The following is a 20,003-nucleotide window of genomic DNA, read 5'->3' as shown; positions in this document are numbered from 1 at the left end:
ACTTAAAAGATGGATAGTGAATAACTAGCTACCCTAGGGTTTCTTTTGCCTTTTTTTCTGTTTAGTAAATTTCTTAATGTTTATAATTTAGATTAGTTGCAGCTTAAAAGCAGCTGAGTCGTGGTTATTAGACGTTTAGAATAAAAAAACGCCATACTTGAAAGTATAATGTAAGTAACTAGCCAACCACGGGGCTTCTTTTGCCTTTTTTTTCGCTTGGTAAATTTTTTAATATTTATAGCTAAACGACAACCGTCATCCCGCTGCTTGTTAGCGGGATCTAGAGATACCGTGACGGTATGACGGTTCGCGGTGGTATGACGATAAGGTTTATACCTTGTCATGCAAGTACTATAGTATTTTCTAAAATGAATGATAAATTTCCATTATGGTATTACCAACCAAAAGTTGTAAGTCTGTATATTTATGCATTAAAGGTCTGAGGCGGCTTTTGATGGTATTCCAACAATGCTCTATAGGGTTCAAATCTGGTGAATATGTTGGTAGATAGAGCAAACGGCATCTAGCATTATCTATTAACTCCTTTGTTTTGGGAGTTTTATGGAATGTGGCATTGTCCATAACTATTGTAGTACCATGTGGCAATTTAGGTAATAACATCTTCTCTAACCATGTATTGAATACCTCTTTGTCACACCCACCTTTGAAAGTCATTGGTGCAATAAATCTCTTTCCAATCCACCCGCCTATTATACTGATTCTCTCTCGTTTTCTTCCTGGAATATCTGCATAAATTTTCTTTCCTATTGGAGCACGTCCATACTCTCGGTATAACCTATTATCAACTCCTGCTTCATCTATATATAAGATGCTGGAATGGTCTATTTTTGAGATTTTATCGGTAAATCGCTGCCTATCTTCTTGATTGCGCTCTTGATATAGTGTAACTTTTTTTTAAAGTAATTCTTAGCTGTTTCAGCCTATACCAAATTGAATTTATTCCAAATCCAAGATTTTGTTTCATCTCTGCCAGCGTATGATCTGGATTCTTTTTAACATATTCTTCGAGTATTTTTGGGTCTATTTTTCGAATAAAGCTGCCGTTTTTCGATGGCCTTAGGCTTTCACCAGCGGCTTTCTTTCTTAACCAGCGGTACAGAGTTGCTATTCCTATCTCCAAAAGCTCTGCCACCTCAACCTTTGACTTCCCTTTTTCTATCATCGATACTGCCCTTTCCCTTAAATCCACACTATACGCCATTATAACTCAAATAGCTTATTATACCTTTATCATTTACTTTGGGAAGTACTATACTTAGTAATCGTATATTTAAGAAGAGAGATGGCACATCAACAGGTGATCATGGTTGCAAGTATGAAGTAAAATTATTAATGCTGTATCTACTTTATGGGTTAAGTAGTAAAATTGACTTTTGGTTAGCATCAAACATAGAAGGTTTTGGAGCCTTTGATGATATTTTTTTTGAGTATAAAGATCAGAAGAACAAATCGAGAATTATCTTGGTTCAAGCTAAACACCGTAACGACCCTAGTTCATCAGCGAATATTACTTTTGAAGATTTGTTTATTGATGGAAACAATAGAAAGCGACAGAAAGAGGATTTCGGGTTAAACAAATATTTTGAATCTCATCCTGAGATTAAGCAAAACCCTGAGTATAAGAACAGTGATATTACACTTGTCATTCATGCTAATGTTAATGTGAACTTAAAAAAAGGTACAGAAAAGCAAGGCAAAGTAGAAACATTAGAGGAGTATCTGGAAGAGTCAAAGTTAACAGATGATAACATTTTAAGTATTTATGAAGGTCACAGAGGAACGTGCTACAAAATAAAAAATCATATTGAACTGAAAAAATACTTCAGTTGCGGCAGTGAAGATGAAATAGAAGATTTTTTACTTAGAATAAGGTTTGTAGTTAATCAACCTAATCATTCAAAATTAGATGATATTATTAAGAAAGAAATAGGGAGTATATACAAAATATCAGGCAAGAAAAACATTGACATGGTTTTTGACTTTGCACGCGGGAAGGTAGAAAAATGGTGGGAACAACAGGGTAGCGAAGTTTCTTATCTAACAAGAAAAGACAATTATTTTAAGGAAGCCATAGAACATCTTTATAGTCTCAAACTTAAGGAAGATCTACCTGAATTTTGGCAAGTCCCTCTTCGAAATTATAACTTTGTCGGCAGAGAAGCGCTGCTAGATAAAATAGAAGAATGCCTGAAAGCTAATGATACAGCAACACTAGTTGCTTGTCATGGAATAGGTGGAATAGGTAAAACACAATTAGCATTAGAATTTATTTGGAGTAAGCTCCAAAAATATAGATGGATAATTTGGCTTGATACACGAGATAGAAATACTTTAATTAACGAGTACATCAAGTTAGGACGTGGACTAAACGTTATTCATGGTTACAGAGAAAACGTTCGTGAAGAAGATCACGCCAAGCATGTTAAGTATTGGCTAGAACACCCTGAACGTGCTGGGTGGCTACTGATATGCGATAACGCTCCTAACTACAAAGATATAGCAGATTTACTTCCTATAGAAGGAGGAAAGATATTATTAATTTCTCGTTATACATTTGGCTGGCCACAACCACAGAACACTATTTCTGTTGATGTTTTTGAACCTGGAGAATCAAGGAGCTACATTTGTAAGATACTATAGTACTTCCCAAAGTAAATGATAAAGGTATAATAAGCTATTTGAGTTATAATGGCGTATAGTGTGGATTTAAGGGAAAGGGCAGTATCGATGATAGAAAAAGGGAAGTCAAAGGTTGAGGTGGCAGAGCTTTTGGAGATAGGAATAGCAACTCTGTACCGCTGGTTAAGAAAGAAAGCCGCTGGTGAAAGCCTAAGGCCATCGAAAAACGGCAGCTTTATTCGAAAAATAGACCCAAAAATACTCGAAGAATATGTTAAAAAGAATCCAGATCATACGCTGGCAGAGATGAAACAAAATCTTGGATTTGGAATAAATTCAATTTGGTATAGGCTGAAACAGCTAAGAATTACTTTAAAAAAAAGTTACACTATATCAAGAGCGCAATCAAGAAGATAGGCAGCGATTTACCGATAAAATCTCAAAAATAGACCATTCCAGCATCTTATATATAGATGAAGCAGGAGTTGATAATAGGTTATACCGAGAGTATGGACGTGCTCCAATAGGAAAGAAAATTTATGCAGATATTCCAGGAAGAAAACGAGAGAGAATCAGTATAATAGGCGGGTGGATTGGAAAGAGATTTATTGCACCAATGACTTTCAAAGGTGGGTGTGACAAAGAGGTATTCAATACATGGTTAGAGAAGATGTTATTACCTAAATTGCCACATGGTACTACAATAGTTATGGACAATGCCACATTCCATAAAACTCCCAAAACAAAGGAGTTAATAGATAATGCTAGATGCCGTTTGCTCTATCTACCAACATATTCACCAGATTTGAACCCTATAGAGCATTGTTGGAATACCATCAAAAGCCGCCTCAGACCTTTAATGCATAAATATACAGACTTACAACTTTTGGTTGGTAATACCATAATGGAAATTTATCATTCATTTTAGAAAATACTATATTCCAAAGTTTCAAGGCTATGAGAGAGTAAGTTATTGGCTGCCACTCTTCTTCCTGAGCCTCCATGCTGAGCTTTTGGTTTGCTAAATAATTGTTTGAATGATTTTAGTAGCATTACTTTTCCTTATCTGAAACTTTCGATAATTCAGCTTCTAATTCTTCTATTGTTGGCAGAGCTGTTTTTATGTTTTCTGGTAGATTCTCAGTGATTTGATATTCTGCAAGACCTATTGGTTTGGTCATGTCTCGGAGTGTATATTTAGCAAGTACATCGTCTTTAGATTTACATAAGATTAACCCTATAGAAGGTTGATCTGTCGAGTGCTTCAGTAAATCATCAACTGCAGAAAGATAAAAATTCATTTTACCAGCATATTCCGGCTTAAAATCCTTATCTTTTAGTTCAATCACTACGAAGCAACGTAACTTTAAATGATAGAATAATAAATCAATATAAAAGTCTTTATTACCAACATCTAAATGAAATTGTCTACCAACAAATGCAAATCCTTCACCGAGTTCTAACAGAAATTTTTCCATATGCCCTACGAGTCCTTTTTCTACTTCTCTTTCATGAGCATCCTTACCTATACTTAAAAAATCAAAAATATACGGATCTTTTAATGTGTAATGTGCTAGATCGGATTGTGGAGATGGTAATTTTTCTTTAAAGTTATTTCCCTTGACGTTTATGTAGTCCAAGCTCTATCTGCATAACCATAATGTTACGTATGTTCAATAGCTTTTTTTACATAAAATAATCTTATTTCATGACTTTCTATTTTTTCCAAAAGAGTGATATTGTGATACCAAGTTAATTGTGCAAGAGGCTCCTGCACAAATTCAACATCAGGATATTCTTCGGCAAACTTACGCATATACTTCAGATTTCTCATGCTAAAGCCTTTCATTTCTGGAAATGTACTTCTCAAATCCTTACTTAATTGATCAATTACCTTAGCTCCCCAGATTTTGGCGTTTTAGGATCTCTGTACCAATATGGTGGTAAAGCAAAATAAGCTTACTATTTACTGCAAGTGCTGCTTTATAACGGTTTGTTGCAATATGATCCTTCAACTGCTCTAAAAATTCTGTATATTCTTTTGCTATAATTTTTGTCATACGGTTCCTTTTAATCCATTATACAATTCCTTTGTCTGTCGAGAAGACAATCTTTCGCTTGCCTTCAGCTTTGAAGGAATTCCTTATTGACTTCAAACTTGTCCATCAACTAAAATATATTGACTTTACGTGCAATATTAGCTTTAAACCAGTAAAACAAGCTGCTTAACATATGCGTTTTTTCTATTCTAATTATATTCTTTTTTTGTCTTTATGTTGTTTTTTGCTTTTTTCGTTATCTTCAACAAAAGCCCAAACGAATGATACGTTAGCTATTCCTATACCACAAAGGAAAAAAGAAATAGTTGAGCACACTGTTGTAGCACAACCGAGGCAAATTATCGAAATGCAAGAAGAAGTCATTATTAACGAGGGTAAAGAATTCATTCCTGTTCCAAAAAGAAAAAAAAGTGTAGAGAAGAAACTAAGAAGGGATGTCAGAGAGGCAAAGAATGAAATAGGAAACGAAAAAAGCGTTGAGAGCAAAAAGGATGAATTAGTTGTAACAGAAATTATTAACTCTATAAGAGAAAAGCTCACAAAATGCTGGAGCATTCCTGAAAGCATAGCTTACAAAGAAAATTTTAATATAAAAATTAACTTATTGTTATCCAGTCAAGGCGAGATAATTATGGCGGATGTAGCAGACAGTGATTCCTATCGAAATAATCCACTTTTCAGGTCGATAGCAGATAATGCAATGCGTGCAGTATATAAATGTAGCCCATTGACCGGCTTGCCTACTCAGCACCACCACATTTGGCGTGAAGTAACACTAGATTTTATTCTATAGCTAAAGTAATTCTATAATTTAATAAGCCCACTGTATCCGTTCAGGATAGCAGCAAGGTAGTATAACCATAGAGTAAAAGTGAGTTTACAACAAATGGTGTCATCCCAGTGCTTGACACTGGGATGGCTTTGTTGCATCGCTAGCTATGATGGATTAAAGATAAAAAAGGTGGAGAATATCAGTAGCTTATTATTCTGGTATTTATAACAAGAACGGTCAGTGAATACCTAAATTTGAGTAAAAGAAATTTCACTACCACTCACTAATCCGGCTAAAATTCAAGAATTTCAATGCTTTAGCTATTTTCAATAGAATTAAATTTATTAATATAAATAATAAATTACTATTCTTAAATTTGATCAGATTGATTGCAAAAAAACAAGATTTTCAATAGGTTGCTTATAATCCTAATTATATAGTACTTCCCAAAGTAAATGATAAAGGTATAATAAGCTATTTGAGTTATAATGGCGTATAGTGTGGATTTAAGGGAAAGGGCAGTATCGATGATAGAAAAAGGGAAGTCAAAGGTTGAGGTGGCAGAGCTTTTGGAGATAGGAATAGCAACTCTGTACCGCTGGTTAAGAAAGAAAGCCGCTGGTGAAAGCCTAAGGCCATCGAAAAACGGCAGCTTTATTCGAAAAATAGACCCAAAAATACTCGAAGAATATGTTAAAAAGAATCCAGATCATACGCTGGCAGAGATGAAACAAAATCTTGGATTTGGAATAAATTCAATTTGGTATAGGCTGAAACAGCTAAGAATTACTTTAAAAAAAAGTTACACTATATCAAGAGCGCAATCAAGAAGATAGGCAGCGATTTACCGATAAAATCTCAAAAATAGACCATTCCAGCATCTTATATATAGATGAAGCAGGAGTTGATAATAGGTTATACCGAGAGTATGGACGTGCTCCAATAGGAAAGAAAATTTATGCAGATATTCCAGGAAGAAAACGAGAGAGAATCAGTATAATAGGCGGGTGGATTGGAAAGAGATTTATTGCACCAATGACTTTCAAAGGTGGGTGTGACAAAGAGGTATTCAATACATGGTTAGAGAAGATGTTATTACCTAAATTGCCACATGGTACTACAATAGTTATGGACAATGCCACATTCCATAAAACTCCCAAAACAAAGGAGTTAATAGATAATGCTAGATGCCGTTTGCTCTATCTACCAACATATTCACCAGATTTGAACCCTATAGAGCATTGTTGGAATACCATCAAAAGCCGCCTCAGACCTTTAATGCATAAATATACAGACTTACAACTTTTGGTTGGTAATACCATAATGGAAATTTATCATTCATTTTAGAAAATACTATAGTTAGCCTTTCATAAGTAGCGATGCAACAAAGCCCACTGGGATCCAGTTTTCTTTACAAATTCACCAAAAGTGCTTCATTCTATAACGCAAAACCCATACTTACCAAACCCAATGCATTACTTGCAATTAAGTTTCCTGGATCCAAGTAGTCTGGGCACTGCCGTCATAAAGGAACTAGTGTCAGCTACTTTCATGACACCATTCTGGTAGGCCCAAATCGCAATGTTCGTACAGTTATGGAATGAACCGCGGTATGACGTAGGAAGATCTGAGCAAACTTTCAATCAGAAACAGCCAAAGATCTCTCTAAGATGTCAGTTTCTTTTGTATCTTCAACTTTACCGTCCTGGTCGAATGAAATTTGCAGAGACTTACTACTATACTTCCTTTTTCCTAAAAAATTGGCTTGTTTAATTTTATATGAGACATAGTACCAAACATTGTCATCGAACTTTGATACTAATGTTGGTGATCCTAAAGTGTGAACCACTTTTTCTTTATCGTCACCTACTTTTATCTTGCTCCACAATTCAACACTAATGCCAGGAGCTCCGTGATTGTGAATAGTGTGAGTGCAGCTCACTGTAAATAATAAAATAAAAGATATTAATACTCGCATTTCTGTTGATAAATTACTTGAAGCTATAATACACTAATAAATTATCTGCCGTCAAATTTCAAAAAAGTTAAATTGACTGATTCTCAATATCACTTAATATAATATTTACTTTAGAAAATAATAGGTGTCTTATGTCATTGTTAGAAGCAGATCCAATATACAAACCTTTTAATTACCCTTGGGCGTATGATGCGTGGCTGCAGCAACAAAGAATCCATTGGATACCTGAGGAAGTTCCGCTTGCTGATGACGTAAAGGATTGGAAAACTAAACTTTCAAGTGTAGAAAAAAATCTACTAACCCAGATCTTTAGATTTTTTACTCAGGCAGACATTGAAGTAAATAACTGCTACATGAGGCATTATTCAAATATATTTAAGCCAACGGAAATATGCATGATGCTTGCAAGCTTTTCCAATATGGAAACTATACACATTGCAGCTTATTCTTATCTTTTAGACACAATTGGCATGCCAGAAAGCGAGTATCAAGCATTCTTAAAGTATGATGCTATGAGAAAGAAGTATGAATACATGTTAGAATTCGAGGAAAGCAAAAAACACGATAAAAAACATGTAGCTAAAACTCTAGCGGTGTTTGGTGCATTTACCGAGGGGTTGCAGTTATTCACATCATTTGCAATTTTGCTCAATTTTCAACGCTTTGGAAAAATGAAAGGCATGGGACAAATAATTGCCTGGTCAGCCCGTGATGAAACTTTGCACACCAATTCAATTATCATGTTGTTTAATACATTTATTAAAGAGAATAATGAAATTTGGGACGACGAGTTTAAAGAGGAATTATATTCTGCATGCCGTACTATTGTTGAGCTTGAGGATGAGTTTATAAAGCTTGCTTTTAATTTCGGAGACGTTGAAGGACTATCTGCAGAAGAAGTGCGCAATTACATACGCTACGTAGCAAACAGACGGTTAATGCAATTAGGTCTTGAGTCCATATATGATGTTAATGATAATCCTATTCCGTGGCTTGATGAAATACTAAATGGCGTGGAACATACGAATTTCTTTGAAAATAGAGTAACAGAGTATAGCCGTGCAGCAACTCAAGGCACATGGGAGGAGGCTTTTACTGAAAACGACACGAATAATAAGTGAGTGCTAATTTCACTCTTCTTTGTCATTCCAGTGTCAGCTACTTTCATTACGTCATTTGCTGTGCAGTTTAGACAGTTTTGCTTTACTTAACAACTAACTTACCATATATATGTCCATAGGACATTGGTATATAAGAACGTGCTACAACTATTAATCTTACTCACGGTCATCACTTCAGTTGCATTCTTTGGTCATTTAGTTCCAATGGAAGCAAAAACCTTCTTGTACTCAACGAGCCTGAGTATAAAAGAGGTTTTGCTATTTATAATGCCTTTTATTATTTTTGCGTTAATCTTTAGCAGTGTTAACAATCTTAAGCAGTCAGCTATAAAGTTCATATTGTTACTTATTATAATGATCTTCTTGTCAAATCTGGCTTCAAGTTTAATAGCTTATTCTGTTGGGCATTTTATCATACAAAACACTCATTCAATACAAGATATAACGTATGAAGAAACAATTGTTCCCTTATGGTCGTTTAGGCTGCCTGCATTGCTTTCTAATTTTTATGCCCTTGCCTGTGGATTTGTGTCCAGCATAGTAGTGTCCACACTGCTACCCAAGAAAAGCAAAGAGCTTTCGAACAAAATGTTAGATTTAACTCTCTTTATTTTGAAGACGTTTTTGACGCCGATTATTCCAATATTTGTACTTGGGCTTGCTTTAAAAATGCAGCATGATCAAGTTTTATCTATAATATTTAAGGATTACTCAATAATTTTCATTATTATAGCATCTGCAACCTACCTTTATGTTTTCCTCTTATATGGAGCAGCAAATTCATTCAAGGTTACAAGCTGGATAGCTAGTATAGGCAATATGATACCGGCATTTATTACTGCAATGAGCACAATGTCTAGTAATGCAACTATGCCACTTACTCTTGAAGGAAGCAAAAAAAATGTAAAGCAACCTGACATAGCATCGTCTGTTGTACCAATAACTGCTAGCTTTCATTTAGTAGGTGATTGCTTTTTTATCATAATATTATCAATGATAATTGCCTCCGGTTATTCATTGTTCACAATAGATTATGTAACTTTTCTTCTCTATTTTTTGTTATTTAAGTTTGCTATCGTGGCAGTGCCGGCAGGAGGAATTATGGTAATGCTACCTATTCTTGAGAAATATCTCAAATTCTCTCCAGAAATGCTTTCGTTAATTACAGCATTGTATATAGTGTTTGATCCAATAATCACTTCAGCAAATGTTATGGGTAATGGTGCCTTTACTATAATATTTTCAAAACTCTATGATAAGCTTAAGTAATGTCTATTTTAGCGATTGATACTGTAGGTATTGGTAGTTCAATAGCAATAGTTGATTATGATGGTAACTGTTTTGTAGAGCACAATTCCACCAGCAATAGTCATGCAGAATCATTTTTTCAAATACTAAGTACTTTATTTGATAAGCACAACTATAATTATGATAAAATAGATCATTTGGCGGTAGTAGTTGGACCAGGAAGTTTCACTGGAATTAGAGTTGGTATATCAGCTGCACAAGGTATAAATCTTGCTACAAATAAGCCGTTATACGGGGTTAGTGCGCTGGAAGTTCAAGCCTACGCAATATCTTTGCTTTGTGCAAATAGCAAAAAAAATATCAGAGCTATAATCAAAAATGCTCAAGGGTTTTATACACAGTTATTTGATTTCAATTTATTGCCGCTGTCTGGTCCAACTGCAGCATGTGACCCTGGTTACGCTACAAGCAGTACACATATGGATTGCAATTTAAATGCTAGCCATGCAGGGCTATTAGTTCATTATAGACTGAAGAACAAGCAAAAATTAAATGAAGTTGAAGCTCTATATTTAAATGAGCCTCAGTATATGAAATTGCTATAGACTATTTTTTTGCATACACGCAATTTGGCTAAGCTTGTGCATCTGGTTTACTATCTCTTGAGCTACTTCTTTTATACTCATATTTGAATTTTCTATCTCTATAGCACTCGGTGGTGTAAATAAATTGTTAATCCTACATTGCTCTATCATGCTATTTAGATTAATCACCTTCCTATTTTTTCTTTGCCTTTTTAATGCAATACGCTTTTGTAATGTCGGTAGATCACACCTAAGTACCACAGGAAGGATTTCTGTGTTCATTTTTTTACTAAGCCTTACTATTGAATCATACATCCTCATGTTCTGGTCATTATTTTCCATCAACTCATCAATAAATATGTAATTTTTTGAGTGAATCGGATAATTTTCTATTACCTGAAGCATAATTTGCATAATGCCATATATTCTATCTTGAACTTCTTTAGGTATTTGATCACGTTCAAAGACACCATCGTATATAGAGCAAGCTTGAACATTGTTATAGAACTTGCTATTTACAATTAATGCGTCTATCATATTAGATAATTCTATTGCTGTGGAAAGTTTACCACTTCCCGAAAGACCAGAGAGATATATGAAAAATCCTGCTGGCTGTTTTTTTGTGTTAATATTTACCATATTATTTTCAATCTTGAAACTTACATTTATAATAACATAAAAATGAAGCTTTAAAACATATGAAATATTATATAGAAAATTATTTTTGTAGTTAAGATATTATGTAATTTAAAAACATAAATTCTGTATATAAACTCTATAATAACGATAACTATTTTTAAGCAAGCTACAACACAAAAGTGTTTGGTATTCAGAAAGCAAGACAGAGTGGCATAGACTTATTAGTTTACTACAAGTCTCTTTTCGCGTATAAACCTTCAGAAGATTCTAACAGAGGATTGTGTTGTTAACAAAGAGCAGAGTAAAAAGGGATCTAGTCTATGCCTATCAGATTTTGTCCTACCTTAAGTTCGATGATCATACATATACTCACCTTTCAGTGCGTTCTGAAGATCAAAAGTCGTTTTATATTTATCCGTTTGGTATGCGTTTTGATGAAGTAGATGAACGTTCGTTAATGAAAGTATCATTTGATGGAGATGTAATTGAAGGCAAAGAATATCAATATAATAGAACTGGCTATATAATTCATGGTTTTGTTTATCAAGCAAGGAAAGATATTCAAGCAATTTTTCACTTGCATACACCTTCTATTGTAGCGGTTTCTTCTCTCAAAGATGGGCTGCTTCCTATAAGTCAATGGGCACTGCACTTTTACAATAAAATCTCTTACCATAATTATAATTCCCTAGCACTTAGCGATACAGAAGGAAAGAGGTTAATAGCTGATCTGAAAGAAAATTTTGTCATGTTAATGCGTAATCATGGATCTATAACGTGTGGTCGGACTATACAAGAAGCAATGTTCTACACATATCATTTAGAACGAGCGTGCAAAACTCAATGTTTAACGTTAGCAATGAATAAGGAGTTATCAATTCCAAGTGAAGAAATTTGCTCAAAAGCTGTAAAGGATCTCCTATCTTTTGAAAGCAATCTTGGTGAGAGGGATTGGCACGCATGGGTTAGACTAATTAAAAGTAAGTTGTAAGAGACTTTCGCACTACTATCTGTCATCCAAGTAGTGACCTTACCCAGAAAAAGTAGAGAGAAAGTTAAGACGTTTTTGGAGTAAAATAAAACGTTTTTTCAAAATATGACAAATAGAAGAGAATATACAGCAGAATTCAAATTAGAAGCTGTTAAGCTGGTTAAAGAAACAGGTCAAGCAAGTACAAAAATAGCAAAAGATCTAGGTATAGATGGCAGTATGTTAAGTAAGAAAATATGATGGAAAAATGTCTGGAGCATACGCATTTCCAGGCAAAGGCTCCTTATGACAAAGAAAGATTTGATCTAAAAAAAGAACTAACAAGAGAAAGAGACATCTTAGAGGTTGTCCGGAAACTAGTAAATTCAAGCATATTCCCTCTTTAACATAACCCTACTCATAGCTAGGTATATGAAATTCTCAGTGGATGTTGTGAGTAAATCATACTCCTTCGATAGCCTTCTATTCCTATTAACCCAAGCAAAAGTCCTTTCTACAACCCATCTTCTTGGCTGTACTTTAAACCCTTGTTCTCTTGTTGGTAGTAGCTCAGGTGGCGTATCTTTGTGCACCCAAAATCTACATGGAGGCCTTTTAACAATTTCAATATCTATGTCATATTCTTCCTTTATGTGATTCTTTAAATTTCTTCCTTGGTATCCCATGTCAGCCCACATTTTTTTAACTTTAGTATATTTTGTTCTCATATTGTTTAATGCTATTTTAATACCATCTCTATCATTTTCGTTAGCAGCGCCTACGTAACAACCTAGTATAAAACCCTGAGTGTCTGTAATTATATGCCTTTTTCTACCCTTTACTTTTTTACTTCCATCATAGCCTTTGATCCTCCCTTTTCTGTAGTCTTTACAGATTGACTATCTACTATACAGGCACTCGGCTGCTCATTCCTTCCTATTTTTCTTCTACTATATTTTGTAATTTCATAATTCATTTTCTCAAAAATTCCCTGCTTCTTCCATTGCCTGAACTGCTCATACACAGTCTTCCATAGCGGAAAATCATTTGGTAAATACCGCCATTGACACCCTGTACGCAATACATAGAAAATTGCTTCTAATATTTCTCTTTTGCTATACTTTGGCGGCCTTCCTCCTTTCTTGTATGATACTCTGAAGTGTTTTTCTATTCTTGCCCATTCCCTTTCGCTTAGATCTGTTGGATACTTTTTTCTCATCTTTACCCCGTACTAAAATTTCAGATATTATAGCCTTTTACTTATTTCCGGACAACCTCATATAGTACTTCCCAAAGTAAATGATAAAGGTATAATAAGCTATTTGAGTTATAATGGCGTATAGTGTGGATTTAAGGGAAAGGGCAGTATCGATGATAGAAAAAGGGAAGTCAAAGGTTGAGGTGGCAGAGCTTTTGGAGATAGGAATAGCAACTCTGTACCGCTGGTTAAGAAAGAAAGCCGCTGGTGAAAGCCTAAGGCCATCGAAAAACGGCAGCTTTATTCGAAAAATAGACCCAAAAATACTCGAAGAATATGTTAAAAAGAATCCAGATCATACGCTGGCAGAGATGAAACAAAATCTTGGATTTGGAATAAATTCAATTTGGTATAGGCTGAAACAGCTAAGAATTACTTTAAAAAAAAGTTACACTATATCAAGAGCGCAATCAAGAAGATAGGCAGCGATTTACCGATAAAATCTCAAAAATAGACCATTCCAGCATCTTATATATAGATGAAGCAGGAGTTGATAATAGGTTATACCGAGAGTATGGACGTGCTCCAATAGGAAAGAAAATTTATGCAGATATTCCAGGAAGAAAACGAGAGAGAATCAGTATAATAGGCGGGTGGATTGGAAAGAGATTTATTGCACCAATGACTTTCAAAGGTGGGTGTGACAAAGAGGTATTCAATACATGGTTAGAGAAGATGTTATTACCTAAATTGCCACATGGTACTACAATAGTTATGGACAATGCCACATTCCATAAAACTCCCAAAACAAAGGAGTTAATAGATAATGCTAGATGCCGTTTGCTCTATCTACCAACATATTCACCAGATTTGAACCCTATAGAGCATTGTTGGAATACCATCAAAAGCCGCCTCAGACCTTTAATGCATAAATATACAGACTTACAACTTTTGGTTGGTAATACCATAATGGAAATTTATCATTCATTTTAGAAAATACTATAGCAGCTTGTGGTTGGCTACCTACTTATATTTTAATGAATATAAGAGCTTTTATGTGGTTACTCCGTTCCATGGCTTCGTTTCACGTTAAACTTAGATTCCTACTATTTGCCGGAAGCTGGGAACATCAATAACTAAAGTCTTCAATCTTTAGTTCCACTTTTGCTTCATACCGTTTTGGTCTATGCGTAATTCAACCTCCTTTCGCATACTATGCTTTGACGACAATTCAAACATAGGTTCCTCTCGTAATCATATCTAACTCTGTTTGCAAGGATTCACCATGAGGTTTAGTGTTACCTGCTTTTATCTCATGCTTGCACCCCAAAGGTTGCCACCCTTTAAAATGTGAGATATACATTATCCCCGATGTCTAGGGAAAGTGGAATTTAACCACCACAAAACCACGACTTTCAGGGTCGCACTAAAAAAATAAATCCATTTTTCAACAATATTTGAAAGCTGATCTTCTTTTGTCTTATTAAACTTTGGTAGCTCGATGAAAGTGCAACTAAAATCTTTGAGATCATGTTCATAGGTAATTTTATCAAAAGTAACGTGATCAGATTTGTAAGCCAGCTTGTTAGGAAATAAGATAAAATCGGCGATAGCAATAAAAATAACTCCTTTAAGATCTTGATCACCTTTGTGAGCTTGACTTGAATAAGCTTTAGCAGCATAGTATTGAGCGCGTTTCTCAAAACCTTTATCACGAGCAAACTGGTCAGGTAAGGAAGCAGTATTACTACTACTCCCTCCCTTAGAAACCTTACTATTACCCACAAATATGAGGTTCGTGAGCAAGTCGCCATCCTTCTGCTAGATCAAAGAGACGTCTCCACCCTTTCCAAAGAGTAATTGGTCCTGGTTTTGGGTCGCTTTTTCTTGCTAAATGACCTCCAAGTTCACGAAACGGCTTCTTTTATAGTAGGGGCTATATTTGGACATGGTTTCCTGTGTATTTTAACATATAAAACTTTCCATTCTTCCTCAGCTAATAAGGCAGTACATGGTAATGTTGGGTTAGTTCTTGCAATTGATGTAATAAAGAAAATTCTCCAAGCAATAATGCTCATGACTGTTAAATACCTCATTAATCTTTCTGCTGTTCCAAGTCTACATTCCTCAACTTTGAGACCAGATTTTAAAATCTTATGCAATATCTCTATTTTCCATCTCAAACAATACCAACTAACTTTTTCAACAGCTTCTTCAAAAGTACTGACCGGAAAAAAGCATCCACTCTAGAGGACTTGCTTCGGGAGGAGAGTTTTTTTCAACAACATGAATTGCGTGAAGTTGTAGACTCTGTCGGTTTATATTTTATGTGACCTTCTTTACATTTTATATGGCCTTCATGTGATAAATTTTCCGAATCTAATTTCTAAAAACGCTGTCCTTTTTTGCTTGTTATCTCTAGCAGGGATTTCAACTTCTACTTTTCCAGCGCAAGGGAGGCCTTGGATAAATGACCATAATTTTTGCTTGTTCCTGGTATGCATGAATTTTTTATTTACATTTCTGTTGTGGCAAGCTCTTACTAAAATTTCTGAGTTAAGATTATGTGCAAGTTCAAAAAAATCATGCATATCTGCTTCTCTGTCACATACAGTTATAGCTTCGGTTTGGGCCAGATCTATAATATTATTTGTTTTCTTTAAACTTTCTAGCCATTTCATACTTTCTTTATCCTCAATATGAACGTTGTTACGATGGCTCTTTAGTCTTTTTTCTTCTTCAGAAATGAGTTGCCTCGAGTAAATCTTTTGATCCAGTATTCCCAGCTTCCGTACTAACAGCAAGGGCTGTATGCATTACTGCTCCTTTTCCAGCAATAGTTCCCAATCCGCTTATGGCTTGAGTATGAAATATAAGTTGTATCTTGAATCACAAGAATTCTTTTATGAGCTTTTGTTCTTTCAACTGTTTTATCAATTTGTGAAGCTAGAATATCGACTTCTTTTACGTTCTCATTTTGAAAAAAACGATATGCTGCTTTTGCTTCTGACCAACTTCTGCATGCCTCATTAATTGAGCTTTCAGGTAAACTTATCAAACTATCAGCAATCTTTACTAATCGGTCAGTTAATCTTTTATCTCCAAGTACAGCATCTCCAAATTCATTTTTAGCCCATTCATTACTCTCGTTTGCCATTTTTATACCCTCAATATTTGCAAACTTTAATATTGTAATACTTTATTTATAAGTACATTTATATTTGTGGATAATAGTAAGATTTGATATGCTGCCAACACTTATGTTCAAATTAAAAATGTCATTTATGATACTAGCCACTTCACGCTTTGAGTTTTTGTAAAATCCGCTGAGTGCTGCAATTATAGACTTAACCCTTGGACCAAATGTATCTGGCGTAACACCTTCTGGTAACTTGCTACTTTTTCTTTTTCTGCATCTCCGACAACGACCATGTTCCAATTACTACATAAGGCCTAATTTCCGGAAGATCAACTTTTTGGTGAACATAAGGTTTTTCGCATATTACAAGCTCTCCTCCGCATTCGCAAATATTAGGCAACTCTATTTTTACTACTTTATCCGCTTCCATTGTGGCATGAAAATTTCCTTTATGCCCAACCTGATCGCCAACATTCCTTTCGCTTTTTGGCTTGTCCTTTTTTATTTTGTATAGCTCTTTTGAGCTGGGCAGGGATGAGTTTTTTGAATTTAAACCGAGCCTTTCCTTTAATTCAGCGTTCTCTATCTTTAAAGCTTTATTTTCTGCTTTTAAGTTTTCTATCTCTGCTTCCAGTTTTTCTATTTTTTGCTGTAAATTTTTGCAAAGTTCTAAAAGGTTTACCACATTACCTCACTTTTGCTCTATGATTATCTTTATTATCTTGCTTTGTCTACCTTATTCTACCACTCCGCTGAACGGATACAATTTACTAAACAGAAAAAAAGGCAAAAGAAACCCTAGGGTAGCTAGTTATTCACTATCCATTTTTTAAGTTGGCGTTTTTTAATGTTTTAAATAGCGCGTTTCAGCTTGTGTAGGTAAAAACCTAGAAATATTGTGAAGACATAAGGTGCACATAGTGCAAAAAATTAAAAATAAGACGCCAACTACGTTGTTTTCTTGCTGTTTAATCTGCACAGATGAAGATAACTGAATACCTTCAGTTTCATGATAAGGGGGCTGGCGAAGGGTGTCAAGCAAGTTTTTTCGTTTCTATTTCCAATAAAAGTTTGTTATATGGTTATGCAAGAAGTCTATTATAAATGAAATGAATGTGAAAAATATCTTGTTAGCACTTTTAGTACAAATGATATTCAGTTTGCCGCTATTTGCAGCTGATCCTGTTTTGCTCAACTGCATTAAAACTCCGGAAATATATGACCTTGATGCAAGGCCAAAAAATTTTAGCTCTTCAAACAATTTAAGAAGGAAACCTGGTTCTCCAAATAGTGCAATAGGGGAATTAATACACATAGTGGGTAGAATTACTGATATAAACTGCTTACCAATACAAAATGCTGTAGTTTCTATATGGCACGCGAATTCACGCGGCGTGAACCATTACGATAAGAATATAGAGGATGATCCGAATTTTGCTGGATCAGGAAGGTTTGTAGTGAATAATCTTGGCTATTATAATTTTATTACGATAGCACCTGGTAAAATTGGTGATAGAGCTCCACATATCAACTTTCTAGTTCAACATCCGGATTTTCCGGAATTCACAACGCAAATGTTTTTTGTTGACCATAATTGCGATAATTGTGCTGATCCTGTTCTTGGAGATTTTGTTAGTAATGGGCTTGCAAGCCTTCTCATAACACCATTTACTTACAGTGATCAGGTCATAAAAACCTATACGTTTAACATTACCTTGGGCGGATATAATAAGTTCTCTAATAAAAGATAAAAAACCCTTGCATGTAAGGGAGTCCATAGTAAACTTGAGTGTTATTGTACTTAGGATGTATATGAAAAATATCTTACTGATGTTTTTGCTGTGTTTTATGTACAGTTTACAATTATTTGCAACGGAGATGCCAGCAATGAAAATAACAATTTCTAAAATTTCGCCCGATTTTAAAACAATAGTAACGGGTTTATTTGAGGACAACGAAACCGTAAATGATGGCGGAGTTTTGCAAGGAAAACAGATCATGGATAATATAAAGCAATTTAGCAATTTCAATGGAAGTTTTGGTGAATTTTTCTCTACTACTTTGCCAGAAGAAAAAAATGTCATAGTTGTTGGACTTGGTAAGAAGGATGAATGGAATGAAAATAAAGAATTAAATATTGGTGGTAAAATATATTGTGAGCTAAGCAGATTAAAAATTAAAAAAGCAGCGGTTTTAATCGAAGGTAGTGCAGCAAATGTTGCATATGGTGCGTTTCTGCGTAGTTTTAAGTTTGATAAGTATAAAACTAAAAAGGATGAGAAAATTACAGAGGTAGAGGAGATTACCGTATTAGTAAAAGATGAGCAATTAAGTAATGCTGAAAGATCATTTGAGCACTCAAGGCAAGAAGGTGAGAGTATATTCCTTGCGCGCTCTTTTATAACAGAGCCTCCTAACATTCTATATCCAGAATCCTATGCTGATCATATAAAAAAAGAACTTACTAAGCTTGGCCTTGAAATCGAGGTGCTTGATAAAAAGCAGATGGAAGAGAAAAAAATGGGAGCCTTGCTTGGAGTTGCACAAGGAAGTAGTAAAGAACCAAAATTAGTAGTGATAAAATGGAATGGAGCTGCTAAAGAACAAAAGCCAATAGCTTTTGTTGGTAAAGGCATAACGTTTGACACTGGTGGAGTATCGCTCAAACCTTCACGTGGTATGGAGTCGATGAAATATGACATGGCAGGCTCTGCTGCTGTGGTTGGGGTGATGCATGCTTTAGCAGGACGAAAAGCAAAAGTAAATGCGATCGGTGTGGTCGCACTTGCAGAAAATGCAGTGGGTGGTAATGCTCAAAGACCAAGTGATGTAGTAACTTCAATGTCTGGACAGACAATAGAAGTGTTGAACACCGATGCAGAAGGAAGGCTCATACTTGCAGATGCTTTGTGGTATACGCAAGAGAGATTTTCACCACAATTTATGATTGATCTTGCAACTTTAACTGGTGCTATAGTGGTTGCGCTTGGAAATAACGAATATGCTGGTCTTTTTTCAAATAATGATGAATTAGCAAACCGTCTGATTGATGCAGGAAATGAAGTAAATGAGAAGTTATGGCGTTTTCCTATGAATGAAACTTACGATAAAATTATTGATTCACCGATTGCTGATGTGCAAAATATCGCTCCTGCGGGCTCTGGCGGAGATAGCATAATGGCTGCACAGTTTTTACAGCGTTTTGTGGATGAAACTTGCTGGGCACATTTAGATATTGCAGGCACTGCTTGGCACGAAAAAGGTACTGACATTTGTCCAAGAGGAGCAGTAGGTTTTGGTGTAAGGTTACTTAATAAGTTGGTTGAAAAGTACTACGAAGCCAATGATTAAAGATCTTTATCTGGATTTATGGCTTGACTTACAGCTACATGAACGTTTATTTTTGAGGCGCAGCAAATGAAAGTAGCTGATACATATTTCTTTTTTTCTGGATTCCAGTGTCAGCTACTTTCATGACACCCTGACAACCGTCATCCCGCTACTTGTTAGCGGCTGAGATACCGCGAATGAATCGCGGTATGACGGTTCGTGGCGGCGTGACGATAAGCTCGTCATCCCGCTGCTTGTTAGCGGGATCTAGAGATACCGCGGCGGTATGACGTAGGACTGCTGTCATCCCAGTGCTCCTTTTTT

Annotated in this window: 20 protein-coding genes and 5 pseudogenes; 16 read left to right on the top strand and 9 right to left on the bottom strand. The window is 35.3% G+C overall.

Annotation, left to right across the window (positions count from 1 at the left end):
- Positions 1 to 363: 363 nt before the first annotated feature.
- On the bottom strand, positions 364 to 846 hold the full coding sequence (locus AAGD62_RS05655) for an IS630 family transposase (protein WP_231115908.1): 483 nt from the start codon (positions 844 to 846) through the stop codon (positions 364 to 366).
- Positions 847 to 874: 28 nt separating this feature from the next.
- Positions 875 to 1,222 (bottom strand): IS630 transposase-related protein, encoded by a 348-nt coding sequence (locus tag AAGD62_RS05650; protein ID WP_155968342.1) that lies wholly within the window; start codon positions 1,220 to 1,222, stop codon positions 875 to 877.
- A 38-nt stretch (positions 1,223 to 1,260) separates the two neighbouring features.
- Between AAGD62_RS05650 and AAGD62_RS05645 the strand changes: the two genes are divergently transcribed.
- From AAGD62_RS05645 to AAGD62_RS05635, 3 genes are read left to right on the top strand one after another with little or no spacing between them, the layout of a single operon-like run.
- Positions 1,261 to 2,661, top strand: coding sequence for a hypothetical protein (locus tag AAGD62_RS05645; RefSeq protein WP_196770127.1), 1,401 nt, complete (start codon positions 1,261 to 1,263; stop codon positions 2,659 to 2,661).
- A 48-nt stretch (positions 2,662 to 2,709) separates the two neighbouring features.
- Positions 2,710 to 3,057: an IS630 transposase-related protein gene (locus AAGD62_RS05640; protein ID WP_155968342.1), complete on the top strand. Its 348-nt coding sequence runs from the start codon at positions 2,710 to 2,712 to the stop codon at positions 3,055 to 3,057.
- Between the two features lie 19 nt (positions 3,058 to 3,076).
- The gene (locus tag AAGD62_RS05635) at positions 3,077 to 3,568 is read left to right on the top strand and encodes an IS630 family transposase (protein WP_155968340.1); all 492 of its coding nucleotides are present in this window, start codon (positions 3,077 to 3,079) and stop codon (positions 3,566 to 3,568) included.
- A gap of 124 nt (positions 3,569 to 3,692) precedes the next feature.
- Here the strand turns inward: AAGD62_RS05635 and AAGD62_RS06910 are convergent.
- A pseudogene (locus tag AAGD62_RS06910) lies at positions 3,693 to 4,700 on the bottom strand (PDDEXK nuclease domain-containing protein).
- A 172-nt stretch (positions 4,701 to 4,872) separates the two neighbouring features.
- Between AAGD62_RS06910 and AAGD62_RS05615 the strand changes: the two are divergent.
- From AAGD62_RS05615 to AAGD62_RS05605, 3 genes are all read left to right on the top strand, one after another.
- Positions 4,873 to 5,493, top strand: coding sequence for a hypothetical protein (locus AAGD62_RS05615; protein WP_155969014.1), 621 nt, complete (start codon positions 4,873 to 4,875; stop codon positions 5,491 to 5,493).
- A 467-nt stretch (positions 5,494 to 5,960) separates the two neighbouring features.
- Positions 5,961 to 6,308 (top strand): IS630 transposase-related protein, encoded by a 348-nt coding sequence (locus tag AAGD62_RS05610; RefSeq protein ID WP_155968342.1) that lies wholly within the window; start codon positions 5,961 to 5,963, stop codon positions 6,306 to 6,308.
- Positions 6,309 to 6,327: 19 nt separating this feature from the next.
- Positions 6,328 to 6,819 (top strand): IS630 family transposase, encoded by a 492-nt coding sequence (locus AAGD62_RS05605; RefSeq protein ID WP_155968340.1) that lies wholly within the window; start codon positions 6,328 to 6,330, stop codon positions 6,817 to 6,819.
- A 292-nt stretch (positions 6,820 to 7,111) separates the two neighbouring features.
- Here AAGD62_RS05605 and AAGD62_RS05600 read toward each other — a convergent pair whose 3' ends face one another.
- Entirely contained in the window at positions 7,112 to 7,450 is a 339-nt protein-coding gene (locus AAGD62_RS05600; RefSeq protein ID WP_006279908.1) for an outer membrane protein assembly factor BamE, read from the bottom strand.
- Between the two features lie 131 nt (positions 7,451 to 7,581).
- Between AAGD62_RS05600 and AAGD62_RS05595 the strand changes: the two genes are divergently transcribed.
- From AAGD62_RS05595 to tsaB, 3 genes are all read left to right on the top strand, one after another.
- The gene (locus AAGD62_RS05595) at positions 7,582 to 8,571 is read left to right on the top strand and encodes a ribonucleotide-diphosphate reductase subunit beta (RefSeq protein ID WP_341812705.1); all 990 of its coding nucleotides are present in this window, start codon (positions 7,582 to 7,584) and stop codon (positions 8,569 to 8,571) included.
- Between the two features lie 138 nt (positions 8,572 to 8,709).
- The gene (locus tag AAGD62_RS05590; RefSeq protein ID WP_155969597.1) at positions 8,710 to 9,840 is read left to right on the top strand and encodes a cation:dicarboxylate symporter family transporter; all 1,131 of its coding nucleotides are present in this window, start codon (positions 8,710 to 8,712) and stop codon (positions 9,838 to 9,840) included.
- Positions 9,840 to 10,424, top strand: a complete 585-nt coding sequence (tsaB, locus tag AAGD62_RS05585; RefSeq protein ID WP_155969018.1) for a tRNA (adenosine(37)-N6)-threonylcarbamoyltransferase complex dimerization subunit type 1 TsaB — start codon at positions 9,840 to 9,842, stop codon at positions 10,422 to 10,424. Before AAGD62_RS05590 ends, tsaB begins: the two co-directional genes overlap by 1 nt.
- On the opposite strand, the gene AAGD62_RS05580 is transcribed toward tsaB, so the two are convergent.
- Positions 10,419 to 11,042, bottom strand: coding sequence for an AAA family ATPase (locus tag AAGD62_RS05580; RefSeq protein ID WP_155969020.1), 624 nt, complete (start codon positions 11,040 to 11,042; stop codon positions 10,419 to 10,421). The genes tsaB and AAGD62_RS05580 overlap by 6 nt on opposite strands.
- A 280-nt stretch (positions 11,043 to 11,322) precedes the next feature.
- Here AAGD62_RS05580 and AAGD62_RS05575 point away from each other — a divergent pair, with 280 nt between their 5' ends.
- The gene (locus AAGD62_RS05575) at positions 11,323 to 12,033 is read left to right on the top strand and encodes a class II aldolase/adducin family protein (RefSeq protein ID WP_155969022.1); all 711 of its coding nucleotides are present in this window, start codon (positions 11,323 to 11,325) and stop codon (positions 12,031 to 12,033) included.
- 105 nt (positions 12,034 to 12,138) lie between these two features.
- Positions 12,139 to 12,273 (top strand): IS3 family transposase, encoded by a 135-nt coding sequence (locus tag AAGD62_RS05570; protein ID WP_007548354.1) that lies wholly within the window; start codon positions 12,139 to 12,141, stop codon positions 12,271 to 12,273.
- A gap of 125 nt (positions 12,274 to 12,398) precedes the next feature.
- Here the strand turns inward: AAGD62_RS05570 and AAGD62_RS05565 are convergent.
- Positions 12,399 to 13,231, bottom strand: a pseudogene (locus AAGD62_RS05565) (IS5 family transposase).
- A 113-nt stretch (positions 13,232 to 13,344) separates the two neighbouring features.
- Between AAGD62_RS05565 and AAGD62_RS05560 the strand changes: the two are divergent.
- Together AAGD62_RS05560 and AAGD62_RS05555 are read left to right on the top strand one after the other, a co-directional pair.
- Positions 13,345 to 13,692, top strand: a complete 348-nt coding sequence (locus tag AAGD62_RS05560) for an IS630 transposase-related protein (RefSeq protein WP_155968342.1) — start codon at positions 13,345 to 13,347, stop codon at positions 13,690 to 13,692.
- Positions 13,693 to 13,711: 19 nt separating this feature from the next.
- Positions 13,712 to 14,203 (top strand): IS630 family transposase, encoded by a 492-nt coding sequence (locus tag AAGD62_RS05555; protein WP_155968340.1) that lies wholly within the window; start codon positions 13,712 to 13,714, stop codon positions 14,201 to 14,203.
- 435 nt (positions 14,204 to 14,638) lie between these two features.
- On the opposite strand, the pseudogene AAGD62_RS05550 reads toward AAGD62_RS05555, so the two are convergent.
- The 3 pseudogenes from AAGD62_RS05550 to AAGD62_RS05540 form a co-directional block, all read right to left on the bottom strand.
- Positions 14,639 to 14,980, bottom strand: a pseudogene (locus tag AAGD62_RS05550) (PD-(D/E)XK nuclease family transposase); the annotation flags it as partial.
- A 7-nt stretch (positions 14,981 to 14,987) separates the two neighbouring features.
- A pseudogene (locus AAGD62_RS05545) lies at positions 14,988 to 16,367 on the bottom strand (IS4 family transposase).
- An 81-nt stretch (positions 16,368 to 16,448) separates the two neighbouring features.
- A pseudogene (locus AAGD62_RS05540) lies at positions 16,449 to 17,034 on the bottom strand (DUF6444 domain-containing protein); the annotation flags it as partial.
- Between the two features lie 296 nt (positions 17,035 to 17,330).
- Here AAGD62_RS05540 and AAGD62_RS05535 point away from each other — a divergent pair.
- The 3 genes from AAGD62_RS05535 (at position 17,331) to AAGD62_RS05525 (ending at position 19,700) form a co-directional block, all read left to right on the top strand.
- On the top strand, positions 17,331 to 17,453 hold the full coding sequence (locus tag AAGD62_RS05535; RefSeq protein ID WP_255322264.1) for a hypothetical protein: 123 nt from the start codon (positions 17,331 to 17,333) through the stop codon (positions 17,451 to 17,453).
- Positions 17,454 to 17,458: 5 nt separating this feature from the next.
- Complete coding sequence (locus AAGD62_RS05530; RefSeq protein ID WP_155968861.1) at positions 17,459 to 18,100, top strand: protocatechuate 3,4-dioxygenase; 642 nt, start codon at positions 17,459 to 17,461, stop codon at positions 18,098 to 18,100.
- Between the two features lie 136 nt (positions 18,101 to 18,236).
- On the top strand, positions 18,237 to 19,700 hold the full coding sequence (locus tag AAGD62_RS05525) for a leucyl aminopeptidase (RefSeq protein WP_341812704.1): 1,464 nt from the start codon (positions 18,237 to 18,239) through the stop codon (positions 19,698 to 19,700).
- The last annotated feature ends 303 nt before the right edge of the window (positions 19,701 to 20,003 follow it).

Origin of the sequence: Wolbachia endosymbiont (group A) of Eristalinus aeneus, assembly GCF_964026915.1 — a bacterium.
In the GTDB taxonomy this organism is placed as follows: Bacteria; Pseudomonadota; Alphaproteobacteria; order Rickettsiales; family Anaplasmataceae; genus Wolbachia; species Wolbachia pipientis.
This window is presented reverse-complemented; position numbering and strand designations above follow the sequence as displayed.